The sequence below is a fragment of the Arundinibacter roseus genome, assembly GCF_004348825.1.
Lineage (GTDB): Bacteria > Bacteroidota > Bacteroidia > Cytophagales > Spirosomataceae > Arundinibacter > Arundinibacter roseus.
The window spans coordinates 357750-374148 of the sequence record NZ_SMJU01000007.1 but is presented as its reverse complement, the minus strand read 5'-3'; the positions used below and the strand labels follow the sequence as shown (position 1 = coordinate 374148).

17 protein-coding genes are annotated in these 16399 nt (G+C 41.5%); 13 read left to right on the top strand and 4 right to left on the bottom strand.

Annotated elements, in window-relative coordinates; all coding sequences use genetic code 11:
* The 10 genes from EZE20_RS13440 to EZE20_RS13395 form a co-directional block, all read left to right on the top strand.
* Positions 1–290 (top strand): transposase family protein (locus EZE20_RS13440; protein WP_132118437.1); only part of this gene is annotated, 290 nt, incomplete at its 5' end.
* Positions 287–1309, top strand: a complete 1023-nt coding sequence (locus tag EZE20_RS13435) for an N-6 DNA methylase (RefSeq protein WP_228713732.1) — start codon at positions 287–289, stop codon at positions 1307–1309. The genes EZE20_RS13440 and EZE20_RS13435, both read left to right, overlap by 4 nt.
* The gene (locus EZE20_RS13430) at positions 1302–1979 is read left to right on the top strand and encodes a virulence RhuM family protein (protein ID WP_132118435.1); all 678 of its coding nucleotides are present in this window, start codon (positions 1302–1304) and stop codon (positions 1977–1979) included. Before EZE20_RS13435 ends, EZE20_RS13430 begins: the two co-directional genes overlap by 8 nt.
* A gap of 102 nt (positions 1980–2081) precedes the next feature.
* Positions 2082–3254 carry a restriction endonuclease subunit S gene (locus EZE20_RS13425; protein WP_132118433.1) on the top strand — a complete coding sequence of 391 codons (1173 nt, stop codon included), beginning with the start codon at positions 2082–2084 and terminating at the stop codon, positions 3252–3254.
* 212 nt (positions 3255–3466) lie between these two features.
* Entirely contained in the window at positions 3467–3862 is a 396-nt protein-coding gene (locus EZE20_RS13420; RefSeq protein WP_132118431.1) for a GxxExxY protein, read from the top strand.
* Positions 3863–3877: 15 nt separating this feature from the next.
* A complete protein-coding gene (locus EZE20_RS13415; protein ID WP_132118429.1) occupies positions 3878–7138 on the top strand; it encodes a type I restriction endonuclease subunit R in 3261 nt (1086 codons plus the stop codon).
* A gap of 31 nt (positions 7139–7169) precedes the next feature.
* Positions 7170–7670: a hypothetical protein gene (locus EZE20_RS13410; RefSeq protein ID WP_132118428.1), complete on the top strand. Its 501-nt coding sequence runs from the start codon at positions 7170–7172 to the stop codon at positions 7668–7670.
* A gap of 4 nt (positions 7671–7674) precedes the next feature.
* Entirely contained in the window at positions 7675–8133 is a 459-nt protein-coding gene (locus EZE20_RS13405) for a hypothetical protein (RefSeq protein WP_132118426.1), read from the top strand.
* A 46-nt stretch (positions 8134–8179) separates the two neighbouring features.
* Positions 8180–8482 (top strand): hypothetical protein, encoded by a 303-nt coding sequence (locus tag EZE20_RS13400; protein WP_132118424.1) that lies wholly within the window; start codon positions 8180–8182, stop codon positions 8480–8482.
* A 32-nt stretch (positions 8483–8514) separates the two neighbouring features.
* Positions 8515–9561 carry a DUF3885 domain-containing protein gene (locus tag EZE20_RS13395; RefSeq protein WP_132118422.1) on the top strand — a complete coding sequence of 349 codons (1047 nt, stop codon included), beginning with the start codon at positions 8515–8517 and terminating at the stop codon, positions 9559–9561.
* 24 nt (positions 9562–9585) lie between these two features.
* Here the strand turns inward: EZE20_RS13395 and EZE20_RS13390 are convergent, their stop codons facing one another.
* Positions 9586–10566 (bottom strand): nucleoside hydrolase, encoded by a 981-nt coding sequence (locus tag EZE20_RS13390; protein WP_228713730.1) that lies wholly within the window; start codon positions 10564–10566, stop codon positions 9586–9588.
* A gap of 400 nt (positions 10567–10966) precedes the next feature.
* Here EZE20_RS13390 and EZE20_RS13385 point away from each other — a divergent pair, with 400 nt between their 5' ends.
* Entirely contained in the window at positions 10967–12178 is a 1212-nt protein-coding gene (locus EZE20_RS13385) for a pyridoxal phosphate-dependent aminotransferase (RefSeq protein ID WP_132118420.1), read from the top strand.
* A gap of 221 nt (positions 12179–12399) precedes the next feature.
* The gene (locus EZE20_RS13380; RefSeq protein WP_132118418.1) at positions 12400–13596 is read left to right on the top strand and encodes an FG-GAP repeat domain-containing protein; all 1197 of its coding nucleotides are present in this window, start codon (positions 12400–12402) and stop codon (positions 13594–13596) included.
* A gap of 73 nt (positions 13597–13669) precedes the next feature.
* Here the strand turns inward: EZE20_RS13380 and EZE20_RS13375 are convergent, their stop codons facing one another.
* The 3 genes from EZE20_RS13375 to EZE20_RS13365 form a co-directional block, all read right to left on the bottom strand.
* Positions 13670–14014: a hypothetical protein gene (locus EZE20_RS13375; RefSeq protein WP_132118416.1), complete on the bottom strand. Its 345-nt coding sequence runs from the start codon at positions 14012–14014 to the stop codon at positions 13670–13672.
* Positions 14015–14189: 175 nt separating this feature from the next.
* Positions 14190–14498: a hypothetical protein gene (locus tag EZE20_RS13370; protein WP_132118414.1), complete on the bottom strand. Its 309-nt coding sequence runs from the start codon at positions 14496–14498 to the stop codon at positions 14190–14192.
* 198 nt (positions 14499–14696) lie between these two features.
* A complete protein-coding gene (locus EZE20_RS13365; RefSeq protein ID WP_132118412.1) occupies positions 14697–15023 on the bottom strand; it encodes a hypothetical protein in 327 nt (108 codons plus the stop codon).
* 212 nt (positions 15024–15235) lie between these two features.
* On the opposite strand from EZE20_RS13365, the gene EZE20_RS13360 reads away from it, so the two are divergent.
* Positions 15236–16336: a Nif3-like dinuclear metal center hexameric protein gene (locus tag EZE20_RS13360; RefSeq protein WP_132118410.1), complete on the top strand. Its 1101-nt coding sequence runs from the start codon at positions 15236–15238 to the stop codon at positions 16334–16336.
* Positions 16337–16399 lie beyond the last annotated feature (63 nt).

Here is a 16399-nt window from a genome sequence, read left to right as displayed (position 1 = left end):
TTAAGAATTTGGACGTATATTTAGACTTAGGGTATTTAGGATTTGCAAAAGATTATTGCTGTAAATCTATTTTTATGCCTTCAAAATCCAAAAAATCTAGCCCATTGACAGAAGATCAAAGACATTTTAATAGACAATTATCAAGTCAACGTGTTGGTATCGAGCATAGTATAGGTGGAATGAAAAGATATCGTATCATATCTGACCGTATTAGAGCACATAATCTTGACAACCACGATTCAGCCATGGAAGCATGTGCTGGATTATGGAATTTTTACTTATCTACTTGAAAATCAGCATTGCATCAAGTCTATTGGTTGAAATGTTGGAACCTTACAAAGGTCGGGTATTTGACCCTTGCTGCGGAAGTGGCGGTATGTTTGTGCAAAGCTTGAAATTTGTGGACAGCCACGCCGGACGGGTAAACGACATTTCTATTTACGGACAGGAAAGCAACCAAACCACCTGGCGACTGGCAAAAATGAACCTGGCTATTCGAGGTATTGACAGTTCGCAAGTGAAGTGGAACAACGAGGGCTCTTTTCTGAACGATGCACACAAAGACCTGAAAGCCGATTACATCATTGCCAATCCTCCCTTTAACGTGAGTGATTGGGGCGGAGATCTAATGCGTACCGACGGACGTTGGCAGTATGGCACACCGCCCACAGGTAATGCCAACTTTGCCTGGATGCAGCACTTTATTTACCACCTGGCACCGAGCGGACAGGCAGGTGTGGTGTTGGCGAAAGGTGCTTTGACTTCTAAAACCTCAGGCGAAGGCGAGATTAGAAAAGCCCTGGTAGAAAATGGTTTCATTGACTGCATTGTAAACCTGCCTGCCAAGTTGTTTCTGAATACACAGATACCTGCTGCTTTGTGGTTTATGAGCCGTGGTTCGGCAGGCTCACCATCCGGCTCAGGACAACGCTTCAGAGACCGAAGCAACGAAATATTATTTATTGATGCCCGAAACTTAGGGCATTTGATCAACCGCAGAACCCGTGAGCTTTCACAGGAAGACATTGATAAAATTACCGGCACTTACCACAATTGGAGAAACCTTGATGGTAACTATGAAGATATTGCCGGCTTCTGTGCTTCTGCTCCGATCAGCAAGGTGAAAGAACTCGACTATGTACTTACACCTGGGCGATATGTAGGTTTGCCCGATGATGAAGATGACTTTGATTTTGCAGAACGCTTTGCCGGGTTGAAAGCCGAATTAGAAGCTCAACTGAAAGAGGAAGCGGAACTGAATGAAGTGATTGCTGAAAACCTCTCAAAAATCAGGATGCCTAATGAGTAGTTCAAACGAAATAGTTTTATACCGACCTGATGAATTGGCCGAACACATTGAAGTTAGGCTAGAAGATGAAACCGTATGGCTAACGCAGGCACAAATGGCCACGCTTTTTGGCCAAACCAAGCAAAATATCAGTTTACACATTAATAACTGCTTTAAAGAGGGAGAGTTGGAGAAAAAGGCAACTGTCAAGGAATCCTTGACAGTTCAGGCAGAAGGGGGCAGACGGGTGAAGCGCAGGATCGAATATTACAACCTGGATGTCATCATTTCAGTCGGCTACCGTGTAAAATCCAAACAAGGTACTCAATTCCGCATCTGGGCTACGCGGGTATTAAGGGATTATCTGCTGAAAGGCTACGCCCTCAATCAACGAATTGACAAGATAGAAAACAACTATGAAAACCTAAGTAAAGAAGTAAAGCAAATATCCCTGCAACTGAAAACACAGGAATTACCCACCCAAGGCATATTCTTCGACGGACAAATTTTTGATGCTTATGCCTTTGCTTCCGGCCTGATTAAAAAAGCCCAGAAAGAAATTATACTGATTGACAATTACATAGACGAAAGCACCCTTACCCACTTAGCCAAAACTGCGACAACCTGTCGCAGTTTTAGGGTGAAGACAAAACAACAAAGTATAGATATCCAAAACTATTACGCTTCGTAGCAGTTTTGTCCTGGCGTCATAATTTGCTTATACTTACCAAAGAGCTGGAAACCATGATTATCAATGAATTAAATCATTTAAAGAAGGAAAAGGAGGATAAAAATGAGTGAGTGGAAGGAATATAGATTTTCTGATTTTGTAAAAATTAATCCAACAGTTTCATTAAATGGTTGGGATGAATACTCATTTGTTGAAATGAAAGATTTGGAAGATGGCAATAAGTTTTGTTTTCCAAAAATTAAGAAAAAAAAAGCAGGTGGTTCAAAATTCCAGAATGGAGATACTTTGTTTGCCAGAATAACACCATGTTTAGAAAATGGAAAAATTTGCAAAGTAAAAAATCTGGAAAATAATCTTGGTTTTGGTTCAACTGAATTTTATGTTCTAAGAGGTAATGAAAACATTTCTGATACCGAGTTTATTTATTATTTATCTCGCTGGAAAGAAGTTAGGGACCATGCAGAAATTAATCTTGATGGAACATCAGGAAGGCAAAGAGTTCCGAAAGCATCTTTTGATGACTTAATTATTTTAATGCCCCCTCTCCCCGAACAAACCGCCATTGCCTCCGTCCTCAGCAGTTTAGATGACAAAATAGACCTGCTGCACCGCCAAAACGCCACCTTAGAAAAAATGGCGGAAACGCTGTTTAGGCAGTGGTTTGTGGAGGAGGCGAAGGAGGAATGGGAGGAAGGAACAATTTCAGATTTAATTGAGGTCAACCCGCCACGAAAACTACAAAAAGGCGCACTAGCACCATATTTGGAAATGGCAGGGTTAAACACATCTACCAGCGCTCCAACTGGTTGGTATTTGAGAGAGTTTACCTCTGGTTCGAAATTTATAAGCGGTGATACATTATTAGCCAGAATCACACCTTGTTTAGAGAATGGAAAAGCAGCTTTTGTTGACTTTTTGAATGAGGATCAAATTGGCTGGGGTTCAACAGAGTTTATTATTCTACGACCTAAAAAAAAGCTGCATCCATTTTTTGCATATACCGTTGTTAGGAATAAAGACTTCAAAGACTTTGCGGAAAGTTGTATGCAGGGTTCATCTGGCAGACAAAGAGTGGATATTGAAAATTTAAAGTCTTATGAAATTGCAATTCCACCGGATAGTTTGGTTTTGAGATTCAATGATTTCTGCGAATCTATAACCCCAAAGTTGAAATCCAATCAAACCCAAATCCGCACGCTCACGGCCTTACGAGATACGTTGTTGCCGAAATTGATGAGTGGGGAAATTCGTCTGAATCATGATTTACAGGATTAACTGATTTACAGGATTAACTGATGAGCGGGATTAACAGATGAGCTGGATTTTGGGGATGAACGGATGAGCGGGATTAATGGATGAACAGAATGAACGGATGAGCTGGATAAAGAAAGAAGAAACTAATTAATAAAAAAAACAGGAACAAATAATTTAAAATACAGATAAATCATCCGGTAAATCCTCAAATCTAATAAATCAAGATTCTGACAATGGAGTTAAACGACATCACTTACAAAATCATTGGAGCAGCTATGAAGGTACATAATACCCTGGGAAATGGCTTTCAGGAAGTAATATACCAGCGGTGTTTGGCTATTGAATTAGAAAAGGCAGGATTAGGTTTTGGAAGAGAAGTTGAGCAAACTATTTTTTACGAAGGCATTGCCGTGGGAACAAGAAGAGCCGATTTTGTAGTGGAAGGCAAAGTAATTGTTGAACTAAAAGCATTGATTACCCTGGAAGATGTGCACCTGGCACAGGCAAAAAATTATGTTGTAGCCTATGATTTTGAAATTGGGTTGCTAATCAACTTTGGTTCCACCAGTTTGCAATACAAAAAGGTATTTCATCCTGTAAAACAGCCTATACATCCTACAATCAAGTAAATCCTGTTCAAAACCATGAAAATAACCGAAACCCTCATCGAAACCTTTGCCATTGAGCTATTCGACAAGCTCGGTTATGAATATATCTATGGCCCGGACATTGCACCTTCTAGCGACCCATCGACAGGCTCAGAAAGAGACAGCTATGCACAGGTTTTGCTAGTAAACAGGTTGCAAAATGCAGTTAAGCGCATCAACCCCAGAATTCCAGTCGATGCACAGGCAGAAGCCATCAAAGAAATTCAGCGTATTGCTTCGCCTGAACTGCTTGCCAACAATGAAACCTTTCACCGGTTATTGACAGAAGGCATTCCCGTTTCCAAACGTGTAGATGGAGACGACCGGGGCGACAGGGTTTGGCTGATAGATTTTAAAAATCCAGGCAACAACGATTTTGTGGTTGCCAATCAATTCACCATCATTGAAAACGGAAACAACAAACGCCCTGATGTTATTTTGTTTGTGAATGGAATTCCGTTGGTGGTAATCGAACTGAAAAACGCAGCAGATGAAAAGACAACCATTCTTTCTGCTTTCAAACAAATAGAAACCTATAAATCCGTAATTCCTGGCCTGTTTACCTACAATGGTTTTGTGGTTATTTCAGATGGACTGGAAGCCAAAGCAGGCTCCATTTCTTCGGGCCTTAGTCGGTTTATGTCCTGGAAATCGGCTGACGGAAAAGCCGAAGCATCGCATTTGGTCAGTCAGTTGGAAACGCTGATTCAAGGCATGTTGAACAAAGAAACCCTGATTGACTTACTCAGGAATTTCATTGTTTTTGAAAAATCCAAAAACAATGATGTCGTTACAGGCATTACCACCATTACTACGGTCAAAAAATTAGCGGCTTACCATCAATACTATGCAGTAAACCGAGCGGTTGAATCAACATTAAGAGCAACAGGATACACCGTAGAAAATGAAACACCCCTGAGCATGATGATGGCCTCAATGGTAGCTGAATCTCCTGAAAGCTATGGTGTGCCCGGAGTAAAAAACCAACCTGCTGGCGACAGAAAAGGCGGTGTGGTTTGGCATACGCAGGGAAGCGGAAAATCATTGTCAATGGTTTTCTACACAGGAAAAATCGTTTTGGCGCTGGACAACCCAACCATTTTGGTCATTACGGATCGTAACGATTTAGACGATCAGCTTTTTGATACGTTTGCAGCTTCAAAGCAATTGCTCAGGCAGGAGCCCGTTCAGGCAGAAGATAGAAACCAATTAAAAGACTTACTGAAAGTAGCTTCGGGCGGAGTGGTATTTGCGACCGTTCAGAAGTTTCAGCCCGAAGAAGGCAATGTGTATGAGCTACTTTCAGACAGAAAAAACATTGTGGTAATTGCCGACGAAGCACATCGGACACAATATGGTTTTAAAGCCAAAACATTAAAAATAAAGGATGATCAAGGGAATGAGGTTGGCAGTAAAATAGTATACGGCTTCGCAAAATACATGCGGGATGCTTTGCCCAATGCAACGTATTTGGGTTTTACAGGAACCCCAATCGAAAATACAGATGTAAATACACCTGCGGTTTTTGGAAACTATGTGGACATTTACGACATAGCGCAAGCCGTTGAAGATGGTGCAACGGTTCGTATATATTATGAAAGCCGTTTGGCAAAGGTAAACCTTAGCGAAGAAGGCAAACAACTGGTTGAAGACCTGGACGATGAACTGGAACAGGAAGATTTAACCAACACCCAGAAAGCAAAAGCAAAATGGGCGCAGCTTGAAGCCTTGATAGGAAGTGAAAATAGAATCAAGAATATTGCCAAAGACATTGTTGCGCATTTTGAGCAACGTCAGGAAGTGTTTGAAGGCAAAGGGATGATTGTGAGCATGAGCCGACGAATTGCCGCCGATTTGTATCAGGCAATCATTGACCTAAAACCGGAGTGGCATTCCGACGATTTGACTAAGGGGGTTATTAAAGTCGTCATGACTTCTGCATCCGCAGACGGTCCGAAAATTTCAAAACATCATACAACAAAAGACCAAAGAAGGACACTTGCCGAACGAATGAAAAATCCTGATGATGAATTACAACTGGTCATCGTTCGGGATATGTGGCTCACTGGATTTGATGCACCAGGTATGCACACCCTTTACATTGACAAACCAATGAAAGGACATAATCTGATGCAAGCCATTGCAAGGGTAAACCGTGTGTACAAGGATAAGCCGGGCGGCTTGATTGTGGATTATTTGGGCATTGCAGCCGACTTGAAAAAAGCATTGGCGTTTTATTCCGATGCAGGGGGTAAAGGCGATCCGACTATTTTGCAGGAACAGGCGGTTGAGTTGATGTTAGAAAAGTTAGAGGTTGTTTCTCAGATGTATCATGGGTTTGACTATGAGACCTATTTTGACGCTGACACTTCAAAAAAACTATCCATAATTCTTGCAGCAGAAGAACATATTTTAGGACTGCAAGACGGCAAAAAACGCTACATCAACGAAGTAACAGCATTGTCAAAAGCTTTTGCCATTGCCATTCCGCATGATCAGGCAATGGACGCAAAAGACGAAGTTTCGTTTTTTCAGGCAGTGAAAGCAAGGCTGGCAAAGTTTGACGGAACAGGATCAGGGATTACAGATGAAGAAGCGGGAGGCCGCCCCATAGAAACGACGATTCGTCAGGTGATTGATAAAGCCTTAGTTTCAGAACAGGTCATTGATGTTTTTGATGCAGCAGGAATAAAGAAGCCCGACATTTCTATTCTTTCAGAAGAGTTCTTGATGGAACTGAAAGGAATGGAACATAAAAATGTTGCCCTGGAAGTTTTGAAGAAACTTTTGAACGATGAAATAAAATCGAGAGCCAAAAAGAACCTTGTTAAGAGCAGGACATTTTTAGAGATGCTCGAAAACTCAATCAAGAAATATCACAATAAAATATTGACTGCTGCTGAGGTAATGGATGAGCTCATCCGGCTTAGTAAAGAAATTGTGGAAACAGATAAGGAAGCAAGCCATTTGGGTTTAACCGATTTTGAATATGCATTTTACACAGCAGTGGCCAATAACGACAGTGCTAGAGAACTCATGCAGCAAGACAAGTTGAGAGAGCTTGCCGTTGTGCTGACAGAAACGATCCGGCAAAATGCGTCCATTGACTGGACGATTAAAGAGAGTGTAAAGGCTAAATTGAAAGTGGCAGTCAAAAGGATTTTGAGGAAATTTGGCTATCCACCCGACATGCAAATGTTGGCGACTGAGACCGTTTTAAAACAGGCAGAAATGATAGCTAATGAATTAACGATCTAGAAGACCATAGCTACCAAAAAACAATAAACACATGCTAAACAAAGAACTATCACATCAATATATACGCAGGGAAATCAGTTGGGAGGAGTTTTGGGAAAGATATTCAAAAGACAATGTGATTTTTGAAGGTTATCTGCTGCACTTATGCAAAAAAGCCCTGGCTGAGCAATCGGCGGATACGATTTTTGAGGCGATGTTCATAGTCCATTATTTTAAAGATGAACCCACGGACGATACTTTTCTAGATATACTTGTGGCTTGCATGGCCGGGCGATGGCACCAACAACACGAAGACCTGGTCCACTACTACAAAGGCTGTTTCAGAGAAAAAGACATTCCGGTTCTTATGGAGCTGGTGCATTTTCAACCCGAGTATCTCGAATGGGACGAAAGCCGGCAGCTTGCCCGTAAATGTATCTACGCGATTGAGAAAATAAATGCCGAAGCTGCCAGTTTGGCTATAAAAGAACTTGTGGCATCAGAAGACGAAACAGTACGCTACTACGCCCAAAAAGTATTGGATAGAAACTGACCATATGATCCTTACACACAAACAAATAGAAACCCTTCAAGACGCTGTGCTGGGAGTAATTGCCTACGAGGATGTATGGCAGCTGATACCCGATACCTTGCTGAAAGATGGCGAAAAAGCCCGGCAGTTCATAGAGTTTGCCATCAGGGAAGATCGGGCAGAGCTGCTCAACGCATCCATAGCCTGGCATTTTTTATATGATCGGCACGGCAGTATGATCGATTTGCTGGGGCGGTTGCTGTTATCCGAAAATCACGAGCAGCATCAGGAAGTATTGATGTATTGTTCCTGTCCTGAATTTGCAGAGTTAACGCCTTATCTCGACCAAATGCTTTCAACGGAGTACAACGGAAATTTAAAAGATGCACCTTATCCCAAATGGATTTATTGGACTCTGTATCGAATCAATACACCCGAAGCGGACGATGTTCTGAAAAAGCATGATATGTGGGAAGAAGAATAAAAGACTTTCAAGAATTTTTGTTTACGATTGACCACACTGATATTGCATGAGACTTTTAGACCATGAATTTTTTGAAACGCTTGAATACGAGCAAAAATTTGATGGTTCAGGTTTTGAAAAGCTGCTTTTTACGATAAAAAATGTACCTCAACCAACTACACTGGAAGAGTTAAAGAGATTGACTATCAACCTGATGGACTGCCAACGGGCCATTTATGCTTCGCTATTGTTTCATTTTGACCCTGATGATTTGGCTGAAATTAAAGATTTGCCTGGTTCCACGGCAGAAATCATTTCGCAGTTTGATGAAGCTGTGGATGAGGTTTTGAAGAAGCATATTGGAAACTAAGTAGCACCGCTGCATCAAACACACATATCAGTATGTCACAAATTAGTAGCTATATCTTTTCGCAATTAGGTTTTATTCAATGCCCTTCAAGTCATGATTTTGTGTATAAGTCCAATACTCGTCAGATTGCGGTATATAGGTTGGAAGAAAATGCGGAAGAATTCAAAGCCAAAAAAGGTGATATCCTTGTTGGGGGAGGCAGAGGAGAAGCACAAATTTTGCGAATTGCTTTGCCTGAAATGATACATTGGATGAATGATGAACTTGGAAAAGTTGAAAATCCAGAAACAATTATTTACCCAATATGGACACCCACGTTTAGTTATCTTGTCGGTGAGGGATTTTCTAAAATAGGCTGGAAGCCAGAAGAAAAAGAGTTAGAGGTTTGGTTAGCAGAAAAGGTAATGCAGGATATTGTTTTGAAATCTTCTCCCGTCGAGGCTTTTCGGCAATATCTTGCTACTTTTTTTTCCAGGGCTGTCATTACTGAATCCTTCACATTGGGTGGGAAATACGAATTACGGTTTGAGCTGGGAGGAACTGTAAGAAATGGCTCTAAAAAGCGGATTAAACAAGCTACTGATAGAGCTTGTGAGCTTTTTCGAGAACATTTTTCAGATACAGAAGCATCTATTTGGGTTTTAGCTTACGAAGATTTGAACCCTTATTTTAATGAGACCCTCAATCAATATTTTCCGTCTGTATTAAAAAGCTCAAAATTAGAATGTTATGAAGAAATAGAGCTTTCATGTCATTCGGGCAGTTTTGAATACCATGAAAATGACAATTCCGTTCCTCGGTTTTATGATGCAAAGCTTATAGTAGCCAAAATAAAAATCGAAAATTTACCTATTGAAGAACTAATGCGTGGAATTGCTTCCTTTGAAATGGGCCATGAACCGTGTATATCGCAAGAAATCTATTTTTTTGAGGCCGAATCCGATAAAGCTTTTCGGATGTACGACGATAGAGGATGCTACCTTTGGTCCAATACAAAAAGCAAATTGGAATCCATTTTTCATTCATACTTTGATTGGATCCCTGAGTATCATTTGGAAGAAATCAAAAATCAATTTTGAGCACTTGTAGGTTTGATCCTTCATTCAAAAATTCCCCAGCATCAAATCATCAATCCGCTTCCGAATAACTTCTGTCGGTGCTTTCATACGCAGGTAGCCGTGCAGCCCATTGGCAGGTGCCTGCCAGGTATTGCTTCCATCTGAGGCTACAACGCATTGTCCCTCAGTAACACGTTCAAAGTAAGGTTCAACGCCTTCTACGGCTTCCAAAACTGAGACCTGATCCCAACTAGCCCGCCCCTTGAAATTGTTGTACAGCGAATAGGCCCGATACACCGGACTGTTTTCAGTAGCTTTTGCCTTAAAATCGGCTCCGCCTGTTACAAGTTGTTGTCCGACTTCCCAGCCAGCAAACGTAACGGGGAGCTTCCATTGAGCCAGGCAATCGACGGTTGAGGCTGGGTCGGGACGGTAAAAATTAGCTTCTTTTCCTGACGGATATTGTCCACCCATACACGACCAACGCGTCACCTTTTTTGCAACCAAATCTTTCCCGTTCAAATCACTAATCGAATCGGGTGGAGAATTGAGTAGTCGACTCAGACTCGTGAGATGGCCAATCGTCAGGATCACCACGCTGCCGTCAGGCGCATTGGCGAGGAGCCGGCGGTAGACCACAGTTCCATCTTCTGCATCCGCATTCGTGGCAAGGTCAGTTGGGAATTCGGCAGCAACTTGCTTAGTATATCTCGAAAAAGATAGCAGAGAGTCACGTTGGCTAACTCCAATCGGAATTTCGCCGCGACCAAAATAGGTTGTGATGGCTTTGGTGCAAGGCGCACTGTGGGCATCGTCGCTCGTGACAATAATCCCCAAAATAGTTGCCAATCCCAATTTTTCGTACGAATGCAGCATAGCAAGGGCGCCAGCATCGTCTACGTCAGAATCCATATCGGTGTCGAGGATAATTTGTATTGGCGGGGCGGTCGGTAGTTTTACTTGTGCAACGACTGGTAAGAGGAACAGACCATTAAGAAACAGAAAACAAAAAAGATTTTGTAGCATTTGAATAAATGATTTGGAAAACAACTATATCTCGCCTGAACTATGGCTGAAAATTAATGAAAGAAATCAAGGTTACAAACATAGGTTAACCCAATACCCCCAGCCCCAACGGGGCGAAATCCATCAGCACAGGGTGCAGGCCTGTGAAACTGTGAAAATGCAAAAATGTGACCATAAATAAATGATCGCATATTTTACATAAATTTTTTAAGATAATTTGCCAAGATGTTAATTTATGTTTATAATTGTTTTGTCAAAATAAAAAATATAGTATAATTAGTTGGAATATAGTCAAAAATAACTAATTTAATTCTGTTTCTTAATAAGAGCCACTTCCCTCAAATCCTCTTTACGTTCGTCAAAACTGTATATCACGATAAATTGTAAAACTCTACAAAAAATGAGCGTATCTGTCAATCGTAGAACCGCCCTGAAAAGCGGATTATTAACTCTCGGCGGCCTTGCCGCTCTTCCACAATTGAGTGAGGCCGCAAGCCGAACACTCAACGAAGGCGCTTTCTCAGGCGAGCTACTTTCACTGGATCCCGATCAGCGGATTTTTCGCAGCCCCATGGTACGTGAACATTTTCTGGATCCGATGGTCGCCCGTCCGAAAATTACGACAAAGCTCAGTTCCAACGAAAACCCCTACGGACCACCTTTATCTGCACAAGAGGCTGTGGCTGAGTCAGTAAAGCGTGGAAACCGATACGCATGGCAGGAAATGGCCGACCTGATTGATAAGATTGCGAAGAAAGAAGGCGTTACGCCCGAAAACATCATGATGGGTCCCGGTTCTTCTGATTTGCTTGAAAAAGTGGCATTGGTTATGTTCATGAATGGCGGAAACATCGTTTCGGCTGATCCTTGCTACATGTCATTGGTCAATGTAGCCAAGTCGGTAGGTGCAACCTGGAAGGCCGTTCCGTGCAAAGAAGACTGGTCGCACGATCTGAAAGCGATGGAAGCGGCGATTGATAAGGATACCAAATTGGTTTATATTTGTAACCCAAACAATCCGGTAGGATCTATTACCTCTGGCAAAGAGTTGCTTGATTTCTGCGCAAGGGTTTCTGAAAAAGTACCCATTTTTGTAGATGAAGCCTACATTGAGCTTGCTGTCGGAGCAGATACCCAAAGCATGGTGTCCTTAATTTCCCAAAATAAAAACGTAATCGTGGCGCGTACATTCTCAAAAATTATGGGAATGGCCGGAATTCGTGTGGGTTACATGGCGGCTCAGCCGGAGTTTTTGAAAAAAATCCAAAAAATTACGCGCGGTGGAATGGGGATTTCCTATACCTCTATCTTTGCCGCATCGGCAAGTCTTGATGACGCCGAGTTTCAGGACATGACCCGGACTAAAAATCATGAGGCAAAGAAATATTTGTACAGCAGCCTGGAAAAAATGGGCTATACATACATCCCATCGTACACCAACTTTGTGATTTTCCCAATCAACATTCCGGGGAAAGAACTGCTGTCAAAAATGATAACAAAAGGAATTGGAGTAAAAGCGTACGAAATCCAAAACAAACCCTGGTGTCGGGTGAGTATTGGAACGATGGACGAAATGAAAATTTTTGTAGGGGCATTGCAGGATCTGAGCTAGTTATTCCCCGCTAACGAATCGGTAGTCGTAGAACTATGAAAAGGTAGCAGGTACGAAGTTTTCGTACCTGCTACCTTTTTTTTATGCTTACCAAACAAAAATGAAAAAAATATGAAAAGTGAGTATACGTTTACCTCTCCTACACTTTTGTTGATGAATACTTTGCTGAAATTAAAAGGCTTCAAAGTAGGGGTAATTGACGTTCCTAATCGTACAAATTTATGTTTTCTGAAAAAAATCGGCTGACTGGCCTGTTTGCACTTTTAATACTTGGTGGTACAATTTCATGTACTGCCCAAACAAATTCTGCCACGAGTAAAACTGTTCAGTTCAAGAAAGTGGTGCTTACATCACGCTTTATTTCCGAAGGCGCTGCGATGGGAGATGTAAATCAGGACGGGAAAAAAGATGTGTTGGCCGGGGCATACTGGTTTGAGGCCCCCGACTGGAAAGCACATGAACTAGCCAAACCCGATACGTTCAAAGTCGTTGGCGGATATAGTGATTCCTTTCTTGATTTTGCCATGGATGTTAATCAGGATGGCTGGATTGACCTCATTCGGATTGACTGGCCCGGAAAGGCAGCCTATTGGCACGAAAACCCCAAAAATAAACCGGGTCATTGGAAACAACACCTCATTCATACTTCCGTAGGAAATGAGTCACCTTTACTAGTTGATATGGATGGCGACGGGCGTATGGATTTACTATGCAACGATCCAACGGAAAAGAAGATAATCTGGCTGAAATCGCCGGATACGAAGGGAGAGGTCAATTGGCAAAAATATGTAATCAGTAATGATGATAAAATTGCGACCCACATGTATACACATGGGTTTGGCTATGGCGATGTAAATGGCGATGGCCGAAAAGATGTAGTTGTTCGGACAGGTTGGTGGGAGGGCCCGGTCAATGTCCGGCAGTCTGATTGGGTGTTTCATCCTGCGGATATTAGCCTTGATTGTTCCCAAATGTATGTCATGGATTTGAATCAGGATGGTTTAAATGACATCATCAGCGCTTCCGCGCATGCCTACGGAATTTGGTGGCACGAGCAGGGCAAAGATGCAAATGGTAAAGAAACATGGACGCATCATCAGATAGATAGTACATTTTCCCAAACACATGGTGTCGAATTAAAGGATATAAATGGAGATGGTAATCCGGACCTGATCACCGGGAAAAGATATTTTGCGCATCATGGCAAAGATCCGGGCGGTTTGGAACCGGCGGTAATTTACTGGTATGAGTACAAACCGGGAAAAGTACCTGCATGGATTAAGCATGAAATAGATACAGATTCGGGTGTAGGTCTACATGTAACGGTAGAAGACATCAATAACGATGGGCTATTGGATATTGTAACCGGGAACAAAAAAGGTGTCCGCATCTTCGTGCATCAACCCGGACAGAAGTAGCAGTAAATTTTTTGACTATCGCAGACAGCTCTGAGGTTCAATACATCAGGGCTGTTTGTCTATGTGAACAGGCTCAGTTGAAAAAAAAGCTTTGTTCGGGCATTTGAACGGAAAGCTTTTTCAACGAAGGGGAAATTTTCAGCGAGTCGTACCAATGCAACATTTCCAGGAGCATGCCGTGTGAAGGGTTTCCGAAGTTATTAATGTCGCGACAAATGTCAATGTAAAAGGTCATTCCCTGATAGTCAACTGCTACACATTCCGAACTTGTATAGTGAGAGTTTACTTCCAGGAAATATTCCGGATAATCAATTTTATAAATGATGACTTTGGGCTTATTTAATAACGGATCCGTTAGCAACATCCACCTTGTCGGTGTACGGGTTTCATCGGAAAACGAGGAAAAATTATTTTCCATACTCTTTTTGGGTTATCTATGCCTACAATTTATCTGCAAGAGTTTTGGTAAATCTACATAATATACAGTAGTATGCTACCAATTTAGGTAAAATATTGACAAAAATATAATACGTGGATTATAGTCTAAGGTACTATAACATTGTGGGATAAATGTATACTAACGGATATGGAATTTACTGGCAAAGCTGCCTGAACGTTGGTTTGTAGTTAGACTTGCAGTACCAATTGCACATTTCTTTCAGGCAACTTTTGGGGGGATCTCCAAACTGATCGACATCTTTTCGGACGGTTATAAACAGTTCAATTTCTTTGTAGGCAAATGCCATACTTGTGTCCGAAACCGGCTTTCCACTTATTTCAAATATAAATTGTGGATAGTGGCCTTTAAGAATCAAAATCGGATCATTTGCCGAAATAGGATTGATTAACCTCATCCAACGGGGCAGACCATTGTTAGGCTTGCTGACAACAGTTACTTTCATTAGTCGTACAGATCTGAGGGGTGGGTATTAAGTAAAATTAAGTTTCAAAAAAAATATTTTTTTGAATAAAAAGAAATCAAAGAGGAGGAGGAACACAAGGAATAGAAAATTTATCAGCTCATTATTAAACAGATAGCCGATTTGAACTTGTATTCGTAAATTTACAAAAAGAATACATCTTTAAGTGTATTACACATATTAATGTGGCGTTTTTTTGCTGATTTGATCAAGACCGGGTTTTAACTTGTTGGCTGTGTACCAGGTTAGCATTTCAATCAGATAACTTTTGGGCGGGGTTCCGAAACTATCAAAATCCCGACGAACTTTGATGGTTACCTTCATCCCCTGAAATTCTACCTGATGACACTCATTGTTTGGGTCAGTTGGGACAATTTCAAATAAATAGGAGGGATATTTTCCTTTAAGGATCAAAATGGAAGTCATAGAGTGCGATGGATTGGAGGCTACCATCCACCGGGCGAGCTTACCGCCTGGATTTTTTATTTTACAGGGATCAACAGACATTTTAATGTAAAAAAGTGTGTGTGTACGTGCCGGTAAAACCTACTTTGGGTTTACCTAAAATAATCTAACTGTGTAAGGGAAAATTTGTTTAAACTTTTTTGGTAAACAATTAGTATCACCAAATTTTCCTGAATTAATTTTTTTTAAACTTTAAAGGAAACAAGAGCCTGACCAATCACGCAATTTTTTATTTACTAAGCTATATTTTTTAAATGTCTACTATTCAGAATGTTATAGAACACTTAGAGTATTTGGCTCCACCTTCATATCAGGAAAGCTACGACAACTCAGGTTTATTGGTTGGCAATGCCGGAGAGCAACTAACCGGAGTTTTGATTACCCTCGATTGTACCGAATCGGTTGTACAGGAAGCCGTTACTCTCGGGTGTAACCTAATTGTGGCTCATCACCCGATCCTTTTCAAGGGGCTCAAACGACTGAACGGTAATACCTATGTCGAACGAACAATTCTGTTGGCGATTCAGCATCAGGTAGCTATTTACGCCATTCACACCAATTTGGATCACGTGCTACACGGGGTGAATGCCAGGATTTCGGAAAAACTAGGCCTGAAAAATTGTAAAATCCTGGCTCCCAAGGGTGACCTGTTGTCGAAATTGACTTTTTATGTTCCCGAAAAAAATGCACCGGAAGTAGTACATGCACTACATGAAACAGGGGCGGGACATGTAGGAAATTATTCGCATTGTAGTTTCCAATCTGCTGGAACCGGAACCTTCCGACCGGAAAATGGAGCAAATCCACAAGTAGGAGTCATTGGTGAAATTGAAAGTGTGGCCGAGAAAAAAATTGAACTGCTCATACCTTCGCATCTTGAAAAAAAAGTACTGAATACCCTGAGAGCCGTACATCCTTATGAAGAAGTAGCCTATTATTTGCAGGCGCTCGAAAATCTGCATCAGGAGGTGGGCGCCGGAGCGGTAGGAGAATTGCCTGAGCCAATGCCAATTCAGGATTTTCTGAACTATTTGAAAGAACGGATGTCGGTTTCGGTAATTAAATATACCTCAACCGCAAAAAAAATGGTTCAGAAAGTAGCGGTTTGCGGTGGTGCAGGAAGCTTTTTGCTGCCCCACGCACACCGGGTTCAGGCGGACGCCTTTGTGACCTCTGATTTTAAGTATCATGAGTTTTTTGATGCCGAGAATCGCCTTATGATCTGTGATATTGGACATTATGAAAGTGAAGTGTGTACGAAAGACCTCTTATTCGACTATTTATCAAAAAAAAGTGATAATTTTGCGCTTTATTTATCACAAGTGAATACCAACCCGGTTTCTTATTTTGTTTAGAAAACAGAAGTACTTTCCGGGTAGAAAAGTTTGAGCCAAGACAACAACCGTACCAAAAGCCAT